Below are 17,281 nucleotides of genomic sequence, written 5' to 3' on the forward strand. Positions count from 1 at the left end.
TTTTCACTGAACACATCAGTTTATAGGAAGAAGTATGCCAACATTAACTTGAATATTTTATGAATAGAAATCAGGTATTTAGTATTTAAGTGTAAATACGTACTAAAGCATTAGCACCAAAGCGGTGATGTATTTTTAAAATGTGCACCAGTGTGGTGTGTTTTTAACAAAAAGCCCTGCAACTATTGGGTCACTTAAATGTGCAAGGCTTTTTAAAAAATGTAGTCACTTAATAAGTAAATTAGCGGCCTACTTTTCCTTTTACTAAAGGCTCGAACGACATTACTTTAAACTTACCGTGGCTTTGATTTTTGCCATTATTAAGTACAGGCGAATTATGTAAATCGTCAACGGTAAAGTATATTTTATGATCAGCCCCGTAACTAAAGCCATCAGGCCAGCTCAAACGTTCGTCTTTAAATAATACTTCGTAGTTGCCAGTGGGTTTAACTACGCCAATTGCGCCATTGGTTATGTCGGTTACATATACGTTACCGCCGCCATCAACAATAATACCGTCTGAAATTGGCTTAGTGCCGTAACGCGTAACTTTGTCTTCAAGCGCTTTAGCCCAAAGGCTCTCGTTATTTATATCGCTGGTGGCAATGCGGTAAACCGACGTGCCCGACATTGAGCCAAAGTAAAGCCAGTCTTCGTTAGGGTCAAGCGTAATAGGGTTAACACCTAAGCGGGCAGGTTGTCCGCCAAGGCTCATTGTGCGCCCATCAATAACCATATCGATATTTTCGGCTGTGGTGTAATGGCTATTTTGTAATACTCTGCGTGCTACACCTGTTTTAAGGTTTACCGTAATAATAGCGGCTTGGCTGCCTTGGGCTGTGTCGGCAATGTATACAACGCCATGCTTATTATCGATGACTAAATCGTTTAAAAACGAGGTGTCGGTAATGGTCGGTTTAGCCAGATAAATAATTTTGTGCAGTTGCTCTTTGTTTGTATCCCAACCTACTAAGCGCCCAGCGTGATCGGGCCCTGAAGTGTCGAGCATCCATAACACGCCATCGCTTGATACGTTTATGCCAAGTACGTCGTAAAAACCTTTACCGTTATTGTACGCGTATGCCCACTCTTCATTAGGGTAGGGTTTAGTTGTACCATCGCTTAAAAGCTCCATAATTTTTTGCTTTTGGCCAAAAAAGCCATGCACAGATAAAAACTTTCTACCTGATGGGGTAATAGCAATGTTGCCCGGTGGGTGCTGCGCATCAAATGTGGCTACTGTTTTTAAATCAGCATTTTGGCCAGCGGTGTTAGCAGTTACGGCGCTGCTACCTAAAAGTGCCGTGCTACACGCCGCTGCTAATAGTAATTTTTTAATATGAGTCATTTTTAAAACCTTTTAAAACACGTTTATTGTTTAAAAATTAAGAGCCTAATCGGCTAAGTCGTTTACTACTAAATCGAGCAGCTGCATTAACTGCTTCGCTTGTGTTGCATCTACACTATCAAATTTACATAAAATATTTTTAGGAATATCTACTGCTTTTAACTTAAGTGATTGGCCATGCTGGGTTAGCTGCACTAGGCGTTTGCGTTTGTCGTGCTCATCTTTAATAACAGCCAGTAATGATTTGTCGCTCATTTTTTTGAGTATTTGGGTCATAGCACCGCCGTCTATCGCGGTTTTATCTATTAGCTCTGCAATTGTTATTTCGTCTTGCTCCCACAGCGCCATCATTACTACGTATTGCGGGTAAGTTAAATTTAGCTCGTTTAAAGGCTCGCGATACGCACGCGCAATGCTGTTAGATGCCATGTATAACCGATGGCATAACTGATTTTTTAACTTTAATTGCTCAAATGGCATAACGTTATCCTTTATTTCGATACATGCTATTTTAATTTGCATGCAAAGTATTTGCAATCTCTAATTACTTGTTCTATTATTTTGCACACAAACTAAATTAATTACTAAACTTTGGAGTTCATTATGAATGTATTACAAAACGTAGCTTACACTGCAAAAGCAACTGCAACTGGCGGCCGTGAAGGCGTAGCTAAATCTGATGATGGTCGTTTAGATGTAAATTTATCAACACCTAAAGGTTTAGGTGGAGACGACGGACAAGGCACTAACCCAGAGCAATTATTTGCCGCAGGTTATGCAGCATGTTTTATTGGTGCACTTAAATTTGTAGCAGGTAGTGAAAAAATAGACTTACCAAGCGACACGCATATTGACTCACAAGTATCTATTGGCGCGATTGAAGGCGGTTTTGGTATTGCAGTAAAACTTGCTGTATCACTAGGTGATATGGATAAAGCTGCAGCGCAAACGCTTGTAGATAAAGCACACCAAGTATGCCCATATTCAAACGCAACACGTGGCAATATTGAAGTAGAGCTTTCAGTTATTTAATAACTAAATAAAGAAAAGTTATAAAAGCACACAACGACAATTAGTCGTTGTGTGCTTTTTTGCGTTTAAGGCATAAAAATTAAATATACGATAAATCGTATATTCACTATTCCATATATTGTTATTTTGTTTTATTGTGTATGCATAAGCACAGTGAGGACAGTATGGAACAATTCAACCCACTTCAATTTTATAAATGCCTAGCGGACGATACGCGTTTAAAAGCAATGTTGCTTATTAGCGACCAAGAAGAGCTATGTGTATGCGAACTGGTTGCTGCACTTGAGCTAAGCCAACCTAAAGTGTCTCGCCATTTAGCACAGTTAAGACAATGCGGATTATTGAGCGACCGTAAACAAAATCAATGGGTTTATTACAGTATTAATAAAGCCCTGCCAGAGTGGGCTAAAAATGTATTAACGCAAACGCTTACTGCTAACCCTTCATTTTATGAAAATGATTTAACGCGCTTAAACGCTATGGGTAATCGCCCTGAACGTATTACTAGCTGCTGTAACTAACTAATAAATTAACTTATTAAAGGTATTTAATTATGACTATTAAAGTAGGTATTAACGGTTTTGGCCGTATGGGGCGTTTAACTCTGCGTGCAGCAGTTGATTTGCCAGAAATAGAGTTTATTAAAGTAAATGATGTAGCGGGCGATGCTAAAACCCACGCACATTTAATTGAGTTTGACTCAGTACATGGGCGCTTAGCACAACAGGTTTCTAGTGATGATAATAGCTTTTGCGTGGGTAAGCACACGATTGCAGTTACCAACAACAAAACCATAAACGAAACTGATTGGTCAGATTGCGATGTAGTAATAGAGGCCAGCGGTAAAATGAAAACCACCGAGCTGTTAAATCAATATTTAGCACAAGGTGTTAAGCGTGTTGTGGTAACAGCACCTGTAAAAGAAGACGGTATTTTAAATGTAGTAATGGGTGTAAACGATGATCTTTATAACTCCGATGAGCATAAAATTGTTACCGCTGCCTCGTGTACGACTAATTGTTTAGCGCCAATAGTAAAGGTTTTGCAAGAAAAAGTAGGCATTAAACACGGCTCAATGACTACTATTCACGACATTACTAATACTCAAACAATTATTGATGCACCTCATAAAGATTTACGCCGTGCGCGTTCGTGCGGTACAAGTTTAATACCTACTACAACCGGTAGTGCAACGGCTATTACGCATATTTTCCCTGAGCTAAAAGGTAAACTAAACGGTCATGCCGTGCGTGTACCTCTTACTAACGCATCAATTACCGATTGTGTTTTTGAACTTGAGCGAGGTGTTACACAAGACGAAGTAAACACGTGGTTTAAAAACGCTGCAAATAACGAGCTAAAAGACATTTTAGGCTACGAAGAAAAGCCGCTTGTATCTATAGATTACAAAACAGATCCGCGCAGCTGCACTATTGATGCGCTTTCAACCATGGTAATTAACAACACTCAGCTAAAATTATACGCTTGGTATGATAACGAGTGGGGTTATGCAAACCGTACCGCTGAGCTAATGCTTAAAGTTGCACAGAGTGATTTGGTTTAATCTCGTTTAAAAAGGTTTAACGCTATGCTTGCGCAGTTGGCTAATTTACCAAGTTCTATAAAGCAATATTTAATAATTACCGGTAACTATTGGGCATTTACTTTAACTGATGGTGCACTACGCATGTTGGTGGTGCTGTATTTTCATCAGTTGGGTTATGGTGCATTTGCGATAGCCATGTTGTTTTTGTTTTATGAAATATTTGGGGTGATCACCAATTTAGTAGGTGGTTGGCTTGGCGCGCATTTAGGGTTGAACAAAACCATGAATGTAGGGCTTGGGCTACAACTTGTCGCTTTAGCCATGCTTTGTGTGCCAGGGGATTGGCTAACCGTTGCCTATGTTATGGCAGCGCAAGCACTGAGTGGCATAGCTAAAGACTTAAATAAAATAAGTGCAAAGAGCGCCATTAAGTATTTAGTACCGCAAGACGATGCAGGGCAAAACCAATTATATAAATGGATTGCCATACTTACCGGCTCTAAAAATGCTTTAAAAGGGGTGGGCTTTTTTTTAGGCGGCTTATTACTAACTGTATTTGGTTTTGTGGGAGCATTAATAAGTCTAATTATTTTACTTAGTGTTGCGTGGGTTATTAGTTTAATTTTTTTAAAAGGCGATATTGGTAAAGCTAAAAACAAACCTAAGTTTAAAGAATTATTTTCTAAATCGCGGGCAATTAACTTACTTAGCGCAGCGCGTTTATGCTTGTTTGCAGCGCGCGATGTATGGTTTGTAGTTGCACTACCTGTTTACTTAGCCGCTCAGTTTAACTGGGATCATTGGTGGGTCAGCGGCTTTATGGCTTTGTGGGTAATTGCTTATGGGCTGGTGCAATCGCAAGCACCGCGAATAACTGGGCAAGGTGATTCAACTTCACATTCGGTCAAAAAAGCATACTGGTGGGTTGCTTTATTAAGTGGTGTAACTGGCATTTTGGCGTTGTTGATGCAATTGGATATAGCGGTACATTTTACGCTTGTAATAGGCTTACTTATTTTTGGTGGAGTATTTGCTGTAAATTCATCGCTGCACAGTTACTTAATAGTAAGTTTTGCTAAAAATGATGGGGTGTCACTCGACGTAGGCTTTTATTATATGGCCAATGCGATAGGGCGTTTGCTTGGTACGGTGCTTTCTGGTTGGGTTTTTCAAGTATATGGGCTTAGTGCGTGTTTATGGGTAAGTGTTTGTTTGTTAATAATGGCGACAATTACGACGGGATACCTGAAAAAGCAGTAAAAACCCAATTAATTGTATTAAATTCAAATTGTTTGATGATATTCATAGCTTCATTTTTTAAAACTACTAAACTATAGCTGTAGATTTAATCAAAAGGTGTATGGAATGCGGGAAATATCGTTAGCAAAAAAGTTACTCTGGCTTACCGTCGGGAGTATATTTATTACAGTATTGGTGCTTTCTAGTGTTTTATGGTGGCAATTATCATCAAGCAATGAGCAGTTAGCGAGCAAATCTGAAGAGTATATCGTTGCTGAGGTTGAAGAAAAACTTAATGCTAATGCTGCAGTATATGGTGAACGAATTGCTGGCTTTGTTAACGAGGCTTACCGAGTTCCGTATTCATTAGCCGCATTACTTGGTGATGCTGCAAAACAAAATACGCTAAGTAGAGATACAGTTGTAAGCATAAACCGCTCTATTTTAGAAAATAATACACTTTTATCTTCTATTTATTCTCAGTTCGAAGCTAATGCTTTTGATGGGCAAGATGCTCAATTCCAGCGGGGCTTTAAGCATTCTGTTGATGGTGATGGCACGCTCGAAGTCTATATTACTCGGGACGAGAATGGTACGGTAGAACAGCAAAAAGTGGCTAATGCAGGTGACAAATATATAACAAATTTGAACGAATTTGGACTTCGCGAAGCTGAATGGTACTTATGTGCAAAGGATACGCTCACACCATGTATTATGGAGCCTTACCTTTACGAAATTCCGTCTGGTGATTCGGTAATGTTAACGTCATTAACAGTGCCAATTTTAAAATCTGGGCAGTTTATTGGTTTAGCTGGCGTAGACTTAACACTTCCTACTTTTCAAGTGATGACTGAACAGCTTTCTAAACAACTCTATAACGGTAAAGCAAAAGTAACATTATTGAGTGATATAGGCTTAATTGTTGGCAGTAGCCATTATAAAACTAAACTAGGGCGTCCACTAAAAGAAGCGATTAGCTCATCGTTGTACAACGATATTGAAAAGTCAAAAGGACAAAGCGGTATTTTTAAGGTTAATAACGAGTACCTTGTTAATTACCCTATCAATATTAAACTTGCCAATAAGCAGTGGTCTTTAATTATTGAAGTACCAACAGAGCTTGCGCTCGCAGGTCCTGAAGCGTTGGCTGAAAACATGCAAAAAACTGCAGCATCGTTAGGGTCTATTATTTTAGTAACCGGTTTAGCTATAGCTGCAATTGCATTTGTTATAATGAAATTAGTGGTTGGCGGCATCGTTGCACCGCTTCGACAAATTCAACAACGTGTTGATAACCTTGCAAGCTCTGAGGGTGATTTAACGCATACATTGCATGTTGATAGCCACGCTGAACTTATTGCATTAGCTGGTGGGTTTAATCGATTTTTAGCAAAACTACGTGATTTAATTTCTGAACTAAAAGCGGTGTCTGAGCAAACCAAACAGCAAGGCGAGATAGCGCAACACATTGCGATAGATACAAAGCAAAATGTGCAATCGCAATTTCAAGAAATTGAAAGTGTCGTAACGGCTATGAACGAAATGAGCGCAACAGCACTCGAAGTTGCCAGAGCATCAGAACAGTCAGCGCAGCAGGCAGATGAAATTAATGGCTTAGTGGTTAGTAGTGAGTCGAGCTTATCGTCAGCGATGAGCCAAGTTAAAACTATGTCTGAAGAAATTAAAGAAGCTAACCAAGCGGTTGAAAAAGTAGCATCGCGTAGTAAAGATATTACGCAAATTTTGGATGTGATCCGTACCATTTCAGAACAAACTAACTTATTGGCACTTAATGCGGCAATTGAAGCTGCACGTGCTGGTGAACATGGCCGAGGCTTTGCGGTAGTTGCTGATGAGGTAAGAGCGCTTGCGTCTAAAACGCGTTCATCGACTGACGATATCAGTAAATTGATCGATAGTTTGTTACACGAAGTTGGCAATGCCTCAACTGTAATAGAAAAAGGCGTAGTGCGCGCACAAAGTGCTGTTGATGAAACCTCAATTGCATTTGATGCTCTTCACAGTGTAGTGGTTAAAGTTGATGAAATAACTAATCAAATTACACATATTGCCACGGCAGCTGAAGAGCAAAGTTTAGTAACTGAAGAAATAAATCGTAATTTAACACTTATATCAGATGCAGCTTCGCAGCTATCCGATTTATCGGCACAAGCAGGCGATAGCAGTGAAGTACTCAACAAGCTTGTAACGCAACAAGATTCAGAGCTTAATAAGTTAAAAACGTAATATTGAACGTCAAAAAATAAAAAGGCAGTAATTAAATTACTGCCTTTTTTAATTAAAACAAGCGGTTTATAGGTTTTTCATGAGCGCAAACATTTGATTGATCATAGGTTGGGCCAGTAGTTCAACGCCTGGGCGATTAAAATAACCACGTAACCCTGTAAACTGAATCTGAAAAAAACGTGCGTACTCGATAGCTGTTAATTTATCGCTCAACTCATTTTTTGCTATTGCTTGCTCAAAAAGTACAGTGAGATAACCTTCAAACTTAGCCGCTAAATCTAAACTCAATTCATATAAACTACTGTTTTTATCGGCAAACTCATTGTTAGCTTTTACTAACATACAGATTGCACTCGGGCTACAATCTTTGTTTTTAATTACCACATTTTCTACAAATGCACGTAAGCCACCTAAGGTTGTGTCTGACGAAGATAAAAAACCGTCAATTTGGCTTTTCATTTGCACCGTATAGTCTTTTAGTGACTCACTATATAGCCCCTCTTTTGAACCAAATGCAGAATAAATACTGCCTGGGCGCATATTAACGGCTTCTTGTAAGTCTCGCGTTGAGGTTGCATGAAAGCCTTTTTCCCAAAATAATTGGCTGGCAACACGAACAACATTTTCGCGTTCAAATTTAACCTTATTAACCATTTTATTCTCAATTAATTTGAACAGTTGCTCAATTTTAACTTGAACAGTCGCTCAAAATCAAATAGTATGTGTTTCGAAGTTATATAAACCTAATTATTTTTGGAGCTAAACATGGCAGAATTTACTTTATACACGGCAGAAAATGCACCAGAAGAAGCAAAACCACTTTTAGCTGATTCAGTAGCAGCATTTGGTATGCTTCCTAACTTACATGCAGTAATGGCTGAAGCACCAACATTACTTAAAGGTTACCAAGTACTGCATGACTTGTTTCAAAAAACGTCATTTAATGCAGAAGAGCTAACAGTAGTATGGCAATCAATTAACGTAGAGCACGACTGTCATTACTGTGTTCCTGCTCACAGTGGTATTGCAGCGGCAATGAAGGTTGATCAAGGTATTGTTGACGCACTTGTTAACAAAACACCACTTGAAAACCCTAAGCTAGAAACTCTTCGTGAAACTACACTCGCAATGACACGTGAACGTGGCGTGATCAGCGATGAGCAAATCGAAAAATTCTTTGCCGCAGGTTACGCTAAGCAACAACTACTTGAAATTATTGTAGGCTTGTCTCAAAAAGTAATGAGCAACTACACTAATCACCTTGCTGATACACCAGTAGATGATGCATTTAAAAAATACGTAAAATAAATACGGTTCTATAAATGACAATAGGCAGCTTAGGCTGCCTTTTTTGTGTTTATAAATTGCGATTATTTAAACTTAACGGCTTTTGTACTGCGTGTATAAATACGTTGTTCGGGCTTTGTCCACTCACCCTTTTTTAAATAAGAGATTGATACAATGAATTTATCGTCTTTTAAATCACTTGTAGACTTAACCTTAGTCACTCCCTCTTTACTGCCTGTTACTTCTTCGTAGGCTACAAACTGAGTCGGGCTTAATACTGTTATAGTGCCTTTTGTATAAAAACCTGCTGTTGTGAAGTAATAAAATACGAGTGACTTTTTTTTGCTATCATAAAAAATCGTCGATTCGCCGCCATATTCACCCTCATTAATAGAGTGCATAGTACGAATAGCTTTACCGTTTAGCGTACGTTCCCACCTGCCGACATCCTGAACTGGCTTTGCGCCTGAGACTACCTTAAAGTCGGTTTGCCAAGTGCCTAAGTAAGGCAGAAATATTGCTAGCTCTTTATCGAGGGTTAAGTTGTTTTCGTCCGCGTAACTAAAAGTAAATGAACAGAGGAGCAACGCTAAGAATAACGCTTTAAAATGTGTCATAATTTAACTCTTATTTTTAAATTCTGTGCGTTCAGTATAGGTGATAATTAATTGATAAAAAAAGCCTTAATAACAATATCGAGTCTTTTTATTACTTTAACTTGGCTAGCTTACATGCTTAGCTACATTGCTCTTTATATACCAATTTATCTCAGTATTTTGAGTGTGTTAACATTTTTAATGTATGCCTGGGATAAGCGCAAAGCAATACAATCGGTACATAAAAAAGTAAACCGTACGCCTGAGCGCACGTTGCAATTACTTGCTCTGTGTGGTGGTTGGCCAGGTGCATTATTTGCACAACAATTACTACGTCATAAATCTAAAAAACGTCGTTTTATATTTGTGCTGTGGGCATGCATTGCAGTTAATTTAGGTGGGTTCGTGTATTTTTGGTTGAATAGGGGGTCTTTACTCGTTTGACTAAATAGAAGGTTTGCTGAGCTAACTTAACCTGAACTTTGGTAAATAATATATTACTCAGAGTTCAGGTTACTTAACAGTATAAAAGGTTTACTGTTCAGATTGACTTGTTAGTGCTTCATCTAATCCAACAGTTAAAATAGTTTTTTTGTCAACAACGACCCATTTTCTGTAGGTTTGGTATCCAGCCCTGCTGACTTCAATATCGTATTTGCCTTCTTTTAGCTCAATGGCATCTTGATAGACCGGGTTTATGTTCATAATACGAACGCGAGCATCTGCGGGAGTCGTAATAACGGTTAATGAAATTGGTGCTACAACTTCTTCAACATCTACTTTGGCTTCGGTAACAACCTCAGTGACGACTTTATCAACTGTTGAGGTGGTTGAACAACCGCTTAGTAATAGGATGGCTGCAAGTGCGCTTAAGTTTTTCATCGATACTCCATTAAGTAATTTAAAAATGTTGAAGGTTACGAAAAATCTTGGAGGAGTGTCTTAAAAGCTCAACTCGTCGTCCTTGACTCTCGTTTAAAAAGCGGTGGATAGTCTAATATGTATCCACCATATATTCAATTATAGTTATTTTCTTATTGCTACGCTCATCATCTAAACAAACTCTGAGTTAGTAGCCTAACTATTTTATTTACAGCATACTGTCTAACGACTGCGTAATGGCCTCACTTCTTTCGACTAATTGCTCCGCAGTTCGGTACATTTTTCGCTTCATTAGAGTATTAGCCATTGTAATATATCGCTTTGACAAATCTTGTTTTAATGTCACTAGAAGAGGAAAATCAGTTGGTAGATCAGCAGACTCTAAATTAATAAGTTCTTCAAACTCTAGTAGCTGCTTGTAATCCTCAATACCTTCCAATTGTTCAGAGTAACGTTGAAATCTTGGTTGATAAAAAACGATAGCATCCGAGAGTGGGTAGGTAATTTGCTCACCTATCGCTAATTTTTTCTGATAAAAGGTCAGTGCATCAATTGCAGATTCTCTTTTGAGTAAATTTGGGAAAAGGAGTTCAGCTTTTTGATTGCTGGTAAATATCGCTTTGCCAACATTTAAGAGTGCTTTTTGCGCAATTACGTCATCTTCTTCTACTGCTTTGTCTAACGCTATTTTAAAATTATCAAAATGTAAGGAAGAGGGCTCGTACACGTAGGTATTATCAACTTCTTTTAAGTCTTGAATTAGCTGCGGGATATTATTATTGTCACTTTCGTTATAACGAGACTGTTCTAACAATAAATTAATTCTCGATGTGATATCAAAAATTATTGACTGACGCTCTCTTAGGATGCTCTCTAACTGCACTGAAAGTTTTTCTGAGTCAGGGTAGTAGTCGAGAGCTTTAGAGTAGATTGAAATTGTTTTATCAAAATCTTTAAATTTATTTGAATTACTATTATTAAAGTTATTAGCTCTTTTATCAAAACTGCCTAATATGCTCGTTTGATTTACTCTTAATAGGCCCTGCTTTAATACTTCGTACTGCGGAGGAATTTCAGCTAACTTATCTAAAATATGAGGCCCATTCCAAGACATCCAGGTTTCTACTTGTTGATTAATTGCGTTCGCATTATCAAGTTTTGCCTCTAGTTGCTTTACTTGCACAGTGTTAGCTAATTGATATTGAATAGCTACAATAACTAAAATAACGGATGCTGCGACTAAACCGATCGCTGGCTTTAAATTAGACTTAAGTTTTTTAGAAATAGGTAATAAAGAACTTTGTCGTTGTGACGTTTCTAACGATAGTGCATTATTTATACTTTGCCATAACCAAAGTGGACAATTGCTTGGACGTTTAGCAGTGGTACTCTTTGGTAGTTTATCGGCTGCAACTCGATTAAATGGATGTTTACTACTTAATAGTTCAAACGCAATACATGCGTATGAAAACACGTCATCTTTAACGGTAGCACTGGCACCATTTAGTTGTTCAGGACTTGCGTAGGTCGGTGTATAACCGCCAATATCGCCCAACTCAACATTACTTCTAACGGCATACGCATCTTCAATGTTTTTATGCTTTGCGATACCAAAGTCGAGTACTTTTAAGTCCCCATTACTGTCAAATATGATATTGGATGGTTTGAGGTCATTATGAATCACCCCTCTTGAATGCGCATATATAAGAGCATCAGCAAGCTGTTCTAAAATCACTTTCGCTTTTTTAAATGCCATGCCTGAGGGCTTGTTGCGTTTAATTATTTGTTCTAAAGTTTCTCCCTCAACAAGTTCCATTGTGACGTAATATAAATCACCATCGGAATCTGCTGAAAACACTTTAACGATGTTAGGGTGGGAGAGCTGTTGTGTTTTTGCTGTTTCGTCTTTTAGAAGAGTAATTGCTTCTTCTGAGTATGAAAACTCTTCTTGCAACACTTTTAAAGCAACAAATGCTTCAGCACGATTTACATTTTCTAAGAAGGTATCACGCGCTCTGTAAATGTAGCACATGCCGCCTTGTCCAATTAGTTCTTCAACCAGGTAGCGATCGGAAATCTTTTTCCCGATGAGGTTAATCTTATTTTTAGCAGAGGTTCTTTTTTGATTAGAATCAAGTGATGCAATTTGAGTTTTGTCACTCGGGTTGTTAATACCGCTCATTATAAATCCTTTTATTGTGTTTATTTAAATAATTACAAAGGTAAGCTTTATACTTATTATCAATTTCCCTCTGATATTGTCGTACATTTTTACAAAAAATCTCGACTATAGCAATGTTTCAATTATTGAATATTTATATCTAAATTTTGAAACAGCTAATTTATACGCTATCGGGAATATTTAACAAATGTAACTTTATAAAAATATAAAAAATAAACCCACTTTTGAGCACATACTTAAGTAAAAAAGAGAGTTTAGGGCGTCAATGAATGAGATTAAGTAATCAAGATAAATCAATTGAGGTTTTACTTTTTCATTTTATAGAGAACGGATTTTGGCCGAAATGTAAAAATATTAACGGCCACAATTGTTCAGTATATCGATTAAGTTAATATTTATTTTTACAGTATTTTATGGCTCAATAAAAGTCAGTCTATATTTATATATTAATTTCAATGTTGACAATAGTTTCTCTTCTACTTTATCCTACCGACAATAAAGATTTAAGGGACTGACTTATCAAATGGAACTGATACTAAACATAACTAGTTATCATAGACTCTCACCTGAAATTGAAGCATCTAAGACTGTAGTAGATAAACTCATCTTTGGTCGCTCTGAGGCTTGTGATTGGCATCTGCCCGATCCTGAAAAAATAATATCAAGTAAACACGGACAAATCGTAAAAGAAGGTGATTCTTTTTATATTTACGATAATTCAACGAATGGCACCTTTATAAACTTTGCTGTAACCCCACTTGGTCAAGGAAATAGGCAGGTTCTTGCTGACAGTGACGTATTAACTATTGGCGACTTTCAAATTGATGTTAAGTTGGTTGATGATCGCGTTTCACCAGTGAGTAATACCGATTTTTCGGCCAGTCAAAACAGTGATAATAATTACCGTGCGGATAGTAAAGATTCATTTTCACAATCGCATCAGTTTTTAGACGAATCTATTTTAGATGAATCAATGCCTGGAGTTTCTATGGTGCAAGAGCCCTTTTTGAACTCAGGTAACCAGATCCCAGAAGATTGGGATGATTTATCACGCCTGATGAACCCAGAACACTCCGATGCATCAAAACATGACTCTGCGAATGTTCAAGAGTTAAAAACGAATTCTCCACGAGTACAATCGGAAAGTCGAAAAATAGCCCCTAAAGAACAAACTGTCGAGACTGCATCACCAAAAATAGCTGCAAAAAACAGTACTGCGTTATCTGATGCATTTTTAAAAGGTTTAAATATAAAGCCTGAAGTACAAAATTCGTTAAATACAGAAAAGCATTGGTTTGAAATGGGGCAAGGCCTTAATTTATTACTCAATGGCCTTATGGACTCTTTACGTCAAAGAGCGCATGTAAAAAGTCAATTGAGGTTAAATCATACAATGTTTCAAACTGAACAAAACAACCCTTTAAAATTTTCTGCTAATATAGATGACGTTATTCAGAATTTATTCATAAGGAATAGTGCAAGCTTCCTTTCGTCTAAGGAGTCGATAAATGAAAGCTTTATTGACTCTCGCAGGCACGAACATGCGTTATTAGCCGGTGCAGATGGTGTACTTAAAGGGATATTAGACCAAGTTTCTCCCCAACAGATAAGTCAGCAAGCAAATGATAATTCTAACGTATTAAAAATTATCCCTGGGCAAATTGAATCTAAATGCTGGAAGTTATATCAGAGTTTACATGATGATTTGTCACAAGACGTTAGTTCCAAAGGGGCAATGGCTATGTCAGATGATTTTTTAAAGGCATACAACGATAGACTTAAAGAAACGCTTTAGAAAGGAAATTAAACAATGTATAAAATTAAGCTCTACTTAATGAGTTTTAGTTTACTATTTTTAGTACTAGGATGTTCTACCGTTAATAAACTTGTTCCGCCTTCAACAGATCTGATTATTAATGTATCTAAGAATGTTAATCCTGATACGTCGGATAGACCTTCACCTGTAGTTATGAAAATATTTGAACTTAGTTCTCGAACTATTTTTGATACACAAGATTTTTTTAGCCTTTACGATACGCCTGAAAAATTATTAGGGCCTGATCTGTTAAAAAAAGACGAGCTTGAATTACAGCCAAATACAGTACAAAAATATAAAATGAGTCTCAATCGAAACACTCGCTATGTGGGGGTTGTGGTTGCTTATAGAAACATTGATCAGGCAAGATGGAGAGCTGTAATTGAAGTTGATCCTACCGGTTATGATGATATAAATGTCAATGTAGAAGCTATTGCTACATACATGAGAGAGAAATAAAAAAAGGATTTGTAAAATGGGTGATAACACTCGTGTTGCTTGGACTGAAGGGATGTTTTTAAGGCCGCAACACTTCCAGCAATCAGATAAACATATTGCGAATGTAATCCAACAAGTGTGCAGTGGTAACCTTGCAGATCCTTGGGGAATACTTGAGGTAGCAATTGATACTGAACTGCTAAAATCGGGTCAATTTGCGATTGAATCACTGTCGGCAATTACCCCAGATTTACTACCGATAGATATGCCTCAGTCAACTTCTTTGCCTGAGCCATTAGTGGTCGGCAAAGATATATATGACGAGATAGTTTATCTTGCAATACCGGCATTGAAAAATAGCGGCATAAACTTATCTGCCCCAGAAGAAAATATTGTAACTCGTTATAAATTGAATGATTTATCAGTGAGTGACGATTTAGTGGGGGCGCAATCTCAAGAAGTTATTCAAGTCGCTAAAATATATAGTAAGTTAGTACTTTCCTCTGATGATCACTCTGGTTATATATTGCTGCCTTTAGCAAGAATTCTAGACGTTAGTAATGAAGGGCAAATAAAGTTAGATAATAAGTATATACCGGCATCTTTAAAAGTAGGGCAATGCAAGCCTCTTTTGGGTCTTGTTCGCGAAATTGGTTCAATGATCAAACAGCGCTCAGAAAGCATCGCCGTTAGATTGTGTCAAGGATATGCAGGAAGTACATCAGTTGCCGACTTTATTATGCTGCAAACATTGAATAAGTATGATGCAGTATTTGACAACTTATTATCAGTCAATAATATCCATCCAAATATCTTGTATATTAGGTTGATTGAGCTTGCCGGAGAGCTGTCGACGTTTAGTACTGTTAATAAACGAGTTCCTAAGCTCCCTAAATACGATCATAAAAACTTGGGTCAAGTGTTTAGCGAAGTCGTTAACTTCTTATATCAGTCGTTGAGTCATGTTATTGAGCAAACAGCAACTGAAATAAAGTTAGAACAAAGTAAATTTGGAATTTCATTTGGTGCATTAAACGATAAGTCGGTGCTAAATTCAGCTCAATTTATTCTAGCAATAAAAGCAAGTGTCCCGCATGAAGAGTTACGTAAAATACTGCCATCACAGATAAAAATAGGCAGCGTAGAAACTATACGTGATCTTGTTAATAACCAAATACCAGGAATAACAATCAGTAGTTTACCTACAGCCCCAAGACAAATCCCATATCATGCAGGTTTCCATTATTTTGAATTAAATAAGCAGGGAGAGCATTGGGATAAGTTGCGCTCTAGTGGCGGAATTGCCATTCATTTATCAGGTAGCTACCCAGAACTACAATTAAGCCTTTGGGCAATTAGAACTTAATTTTAAAGGAAGAGTTTCAATGGACGAAACCATTATCAAACCACGCCCTGGTAGATTAGGACGTGATACCTCTAGTAAAGCAAATACTGACAGTGATGCTGATAAAACGGTGATGTCTGTCGAATCGCCATCGACAAAGCTACCAAGTAGCGTCAAAGTGTCTATCTTTAAAAACCCTCTTTTAGAAGCTGCAACTGACTGTTTTTCAATAGTCATATCTATTAGTCAATCAGCCGAAATGACAAATTTAGCAGCTTTAAAACATCGTTGTGTTGAGGCCATAAAGCGGTTTGAAGTTGAAGTTCGCAACCAAAATTTATCTAAAGATATCATCAACAATGCGCGCTACTGCCTATGTGCTATTCTCGATGAATCGGTATTAAATTCAAAATGGAGCTCAATGGAATGGGCAGATGAAAGCTTATTATCTACATTCCATAAAGAAACATTTGGTGGTGAATATTTTTATACATTACTCGATGACGCGCTGTTACAACCTGAAAAAAACAAGCAATTTTTAGAGTTACAGTATCATTGTTTAAACCTTGGTTTTAAGGGCAAATATAGATTAGATACTGTTGGTGATAATAAAGTTGAAGAATACCGTTCTCAGATGTACCACCTTTTAAATCAATTAGATGGGCCAATCAATAACAAGTTATCACCTAATTGGAAGGAGCGAGTTGCTGCAGGTGTTGAACTTAGAAATCAAGTACCGCTTTGGGTGATTTTTTCTGTTTTAGGGCTCGTGTTACTTGCCGTTTATTTATTTATCAATATGAAACTCAATGATGATGTTTTTGCTATCAATGAAAAACTTGCCGTTATTCATCCACTCGCAAATGAGCAAACTGTCGATAAAAAAGACCAGCAACTATTAGTTTTAGAGCAGCTACTACAAACCGAAATACAGAGGGGGATTGTGGTTGTTAAAAAAAGTAATGATCGGATCAGAATTTCCATCAAAAGTGAAAGTTTGTTTAATCAAGGTAATTCACAGTTACTGCCTTCTTTTCAGCCTATTCTTGAGAAACTTGCACTTAGTTTAGAGGGAACAAAAGGCAGAATATTAATTACGGGTCACACAGACGACACGCCTATTAGTACCGACAGATACCCCTCAAATTGGCACCTTTCTTTAGCTAGAGCAACACAAGTTGCTAATTCTATGGCTAAAAGTACTAACCTTAGTGGCCGTTTATGGCCTGAAGGTAAAGGGGCCGCAGAGCCAATCGCCAGCAATTCAGATTCAGCTTCTAGGTCATTGAACCGACGAATTGAAATCGATCTATTATTTTAATG

17 protein-coding genes are annotated in these 17,281 nt (G+C 37.6%); 11 read left to right on the forward strand and 6 right to left on the reverse strand.

Going from position 1 to position 17,281, the window contains the following annotated elements:
- Positions 1 to 241 precede the first annotated feature (241 nt).
- Together NRL14_RS14100 and NRL14_RS14105 are read right to left on the reverse strand one after the other, a co-directional pair.
- Positions 242 to 1,348, reverse strand: coding sequence for an L-dopachrome tautomerase-related protein (locus NRL14_RS14100; RefSeq protein WP_008137799.1), 1,107 nt, complete (start codon positions 1,346 to 1,348; stop codon positions 242 to 244).
- Between the two features lie 45 nt (positions 1,349 to 1,393).
- Entirely contained in the window at positions 1,394 to 1,828 is a 435-nt protein-coding gene (locus NRL14_RS14105; protein WP_033039792.1) for a MarR family winged helix-turn-helix transcriptional regulator, read from the reverse strand.
- 123 nt (positions 1,829 to 1,951) lie between these two features.
- Here NRL14_RS14105 and NRL14_RS14110 point away from each other — a divergent pair, with 123 nt between their 5' ends.
- From NRL14_RS14110 to NRL14_RS14130, 5 genes are all read left to right on the forward strand, one after another.
- A complete protein-coding gene (locus NRL14_RS14110) occupies positions 1,952 to 2,380 on the forward strand; it encodes an organic hydroperoxide resistance protein (protein WP_024611591.1) in 429 nt (142 codons plus the stop codon).
- A gap of 164 nt (positions 2,381 to 2,544) precedes the next feature.
- Positions 2,545 to 2,901 (forward strand): metalloregulator ArsR/SmtB family transcription factor, encoded by a 357-nt coding sequence (locus NRL14_RS14115; RefSeq protein WP_008137792.1) that lies wholly within the window; start codon positions 2,545 to 2,547, stop codon positions 2,899 to 2,901.
- A gap of 32 nt (positions 2,902 to 2,933) precedes the next feature.
- Complete coding sequence (locus tag NRL14_RS14120) at positions 2,934 to 3,944, forward strand: ArsJ-associated glyceraldehyde-3-phosphate dehydrogenase (RefSeq protein WP_306724938.1); 1,011 nt, start codon at positions 2,934 to 2,936, stop codon at positions 3,942 to 3,944.
- 24 nt (positions 3,945 to 3,968) lie between these two features.
- A complete protein-coding gene (gene arsJ / locus NRL14_RS14125; protein WP_306724939.1) occupies positions 3,969 to 5,186 on the forward strand; it encodes an organoarsenical effux MFS transporter ArsJ in 1,218 nt (405 codons plus the stop codon).
- Between the two features lie 105 nt (positions 5,187 to 5,291).
- Positions 5,292 to 7,412: a methyl-accepting chemotaxis protein gene (locus tag NRL14_RS14130; protein ID WP_306724940.1), complete on the forward strand. Its 2,121-nt coding sequence runs from the start codon at positions 5,292 to 5,294 to the stop codon at positions 7,410 to 7,412.
- 66 nt (positions 7,413 to 7,478) lie between these two features.
- Here the strand turns inward: NRL14_RS14130 and NRL14_RS14135 are convergent, their stop codons facing one another.
- Positions 7,479 to 8,066: a TetR/AcrR family transcriptional regulator gene (locus NRL14_RS14135; RefSeq protein WP_007377108.1), complete on the reverse strand. Its 588-nt coding sequence runs from the start codon at positions 8,064 to 8,066 to the stop codon at positions 7,479 to 7,481.
- Between the two features lie 111 nt (positions 8,067 to 8,177).
- Between NRL14_RS14135 and NRL14_RS14140 the strand changes: the two genes are divergently transcribed.
- Entirely contained in the window at positions 8,178 to 8,720 is a 543-nt protein-coding gene (locus tag NRL14_RS14140; RefSeq protein WP_007377107.1) for a carboxymuconolactone decarboxylase family protein, read from the forward strand.
- Positions 8,721 to 8,782: 62 nt separating this feature from the next.
- Here NRL14_RS14140 and NRL14_RS14145 read toward each other — a convergent pair whose 3' ends face one another.
- On the reverse strand, positions 8,783 to 9,316 hold the full coding sequence (locus tag NRL14_RS14145) for a hypothetical protein (protein WP_149606010.1): 534 nt from the start codon (positions 9,314 to 9,316) through the stop codon (positions 8,783 to 8,785).
- Positions 9,317 to 9,367: 51 nt separating this feature from the next.
- Between NRL14_RS14145 and NRL14_RS14150 the strand changes: the two genes are divergently transcribed.
- A complete protein-coding gene (locus NRL14_RS14150; protein WP_306724941.1) occupies positions 9,368 to 9,739 on the forward strand; it encodes a DUF1294 domain-containing protein in 372 nt (123 codons plus the stop codon).
- Between the two features lie 90 nt (positions 9,740 to 9,829).
- On the opposite strand, the gene NRL14_RS14155 is transcribed toward NRL14_RS14150, so the two are convergent.
- Entirely contained in the window at positions 9,830 to 10,177 is a 348-nt protein-coding gene (locus NRL14_RS14155) for a hypothetical protein (protein WP_007377104.1), read from the reverse strand.
- A gap of 208 nt (positions 10,178 to 10,385) precedes the next feature.
- Positions 10,386 to 12,359, reverse strand: coding sequence for a serine/threonine-protein kinase (locus tag NRL14_RS14160; protein ID WP_306724942.1), 1,974 nt, complete (start codon positions 12,357 to 12,359; stop codon positions 10,386 to 10,388).
- Positions 12,360 to 12,882: 523 nt separating this feature from the next.
- Here NRL14_RS14160 and tagH point away from each other — a divergent pair.
- Genes tagH through tssL form a run of 4 tightly spaced genes read left to right on the forward strand, consistent with a single transcriptional unit; the run spans position 12,883 to position 17,279 of the window.
- On the forward strand, positions 12,883 to 14,154 hold the full coding sequence (tagH, locus tag NRL14_RS14165) for a type VI secretion system-associated FHA domain protein TagH (protein ID WP_306724943.1): 1,272 nt from the start codon (positions 12,883 to 12,885) through the stop codon (positions 14,152 to 14,154).
- Positions 14,155 to 14,169: 15 nt separating this feature from the next.
- The gene (tssJ, locus tag NRL14_RS14170) at positions 14,170 to 14,634 is read left to right on the forward strand and encodes a type VI secretion system lipoprotein TssJ (protein ID WP_007377101.1); all 465 of its coding nucleotides are present in this window, start codon (positions 14,170 to 14,172) and stop codon (positions 14,632 to 14,634) included.
- 16 nt (positions 14,635 to 14,650) lie between these two features.
- Positions 14,651 to 15,979 carry a type VI secretion system baseplate subunit TssK gene (gene tssK, locus NRL14_RS14175; RefSeq protein WP_306724944.1) on the forward strand — a complete coding sequence of 443 codons (1,329 nt, stop codon included), beginning with the start codon at positions 14,651 to 14,653 and terminating at the stop codon, positions 15,977 to 15,979.
- A gap of 19 nt (positions 15,980 to 15,998) precedes the next feature.
- Positions 15,999 to 17,279, forward strand: a complete 1,281-nt coding sequence (gene tssL / locus NRL14_RS14180) for a type VI secretion system protein TssL, long form (protein WP_033028450.1) — start codon at positions 15,999 to 16,001, stop codon at positions 17,277 to 17,279.
- Positions 17,280 to 17,281: the final 2 nt, after the last annotated feature.

The sequence above is a fragment of the Pseudoalteromonas sp. 20-92 genome, from assembly GCF_030847595.1.
In the GTDB taxonomy this organism is placed as follows: domain Bacteria; phylum Pseudomonadota; class Gammaproteobacteria; order Enterobacterales; family Alteromonadaceae; genus Pseudoalteromonas; species Pseudoalteromonas fuliginea.

Excerpts from the sequence above, each read along its gene's own strand:
- NRL14_RS14100 (WP_008137799.1), bottom strand. The coding sequence starts at position 1,348 with ATGACTCATATTAAAAAATTACTATTAGCAGCGGCGTGTAGCACGGCA.
- NRL14_RS14105 (WP_033039792.1), bottom strand. The coding sequence starts at position 1,828 with ATGCCATTTGAGCAATTAAAGTTAAAAAATCAGTTATGCCATCGGTTA.
- NRL14_RS14110 (WP_024611591.1), top strand. The coding sequence starts at position 1,952 with ATGAATGTATTACAAAACGTAGCTTACACTGCAAAAGCAACTGCAACT.
- NRL14_RS14115 (WP_008137792.1), top strand. The coding sequence starts at position 2,545 with ATGGAACAATTCAACCCACTTCAATTTTATAAATGCCTAGCGGACGAT.
- NRL14_RS14120 (WP_306724938.1), top strand. The coding sequence starts at position 2,934 with ATGACTATTAAAGTAGGTATTAACGGTTTTGGCCGTATGGGGCGTTTA.
- arsJ (WP_306724939.1), top strand. The coding sequence starts at position 3,969 with ATGCTTGCGCAGTTGGCTAATTTACCAAGTTCTATAAAGCAATATTTA.
- NRL14_RS14130 (WP_306724940.1), top strand. The coding sequence starts at position 5,292 with ATGCGGGAAATATCGTTAGCAAAAAAGTTACTCTGGCTTACCGTCGGG.
- NRL14_RS14135 (WP_007377108.1), bottom strand. The coding sequence starts at position 8,066 with ATGGTTAATAAGGTTAAATTTGAACGCGAAAATGTTGTTCGTGTTGCC.
- NRL14_RS14140 (WP_007377107.1), top strand. The coding sequence starts at position 8,178 with ATGGCAGAATTTACTTTATACACGGCAGAAAATGCACCAGAAGAAGCA.
- NRL14_RS14145 (WP_149606010.1), bottom strand. The coding sequence starts at position 9,316 with ATGACACATTTTAAAGCGTTATTCTTAGCGTTGCTCCTCTGTTCATTT.
- NRL14_RS14155 (WP_007377104.1), bottom strand. The coding sequence starts at position 10,177 with ATGAAAAACTTAAGCGCACTTGCAGCCATCCTATTACTAAGCGGTTGT.
- NRL14_RS14160 (WP_306724942.1), bottom strand. The coding sequence starts at position 12,359 with ATGAGCGGTATTAACAACCCGAGTGACAAAACTCAAATTGCATCACTT.
- tagH (WP_306724943.1), top strand. The coding sequence starts at position 12,883 with ATGGAACTGATACTAAACATAACTAGTTATCATAGACTCTCACCTGAA.
- tssJ (WP_007377101.1), top strand. The coding sequence starts at position 14,170 with ATGTATAAAATTAAGCTCTACTTAATGAGTTTTAGTTTACTATTTTTA.
- tssK (WP_306724944.1), top strand. The coding sequence starts at position 14,651 with ATGGGTGATAACACTCGTGTTGCTTGGACTGAAGGGATGTTTTTAAGG.
- tssL (WP_033028450.1), top strand. The coding sequence starts at position 15,999 with ATGGACGAAACCATTATCAAACCACGCCCTGGTAGATTAGGACGTGAT.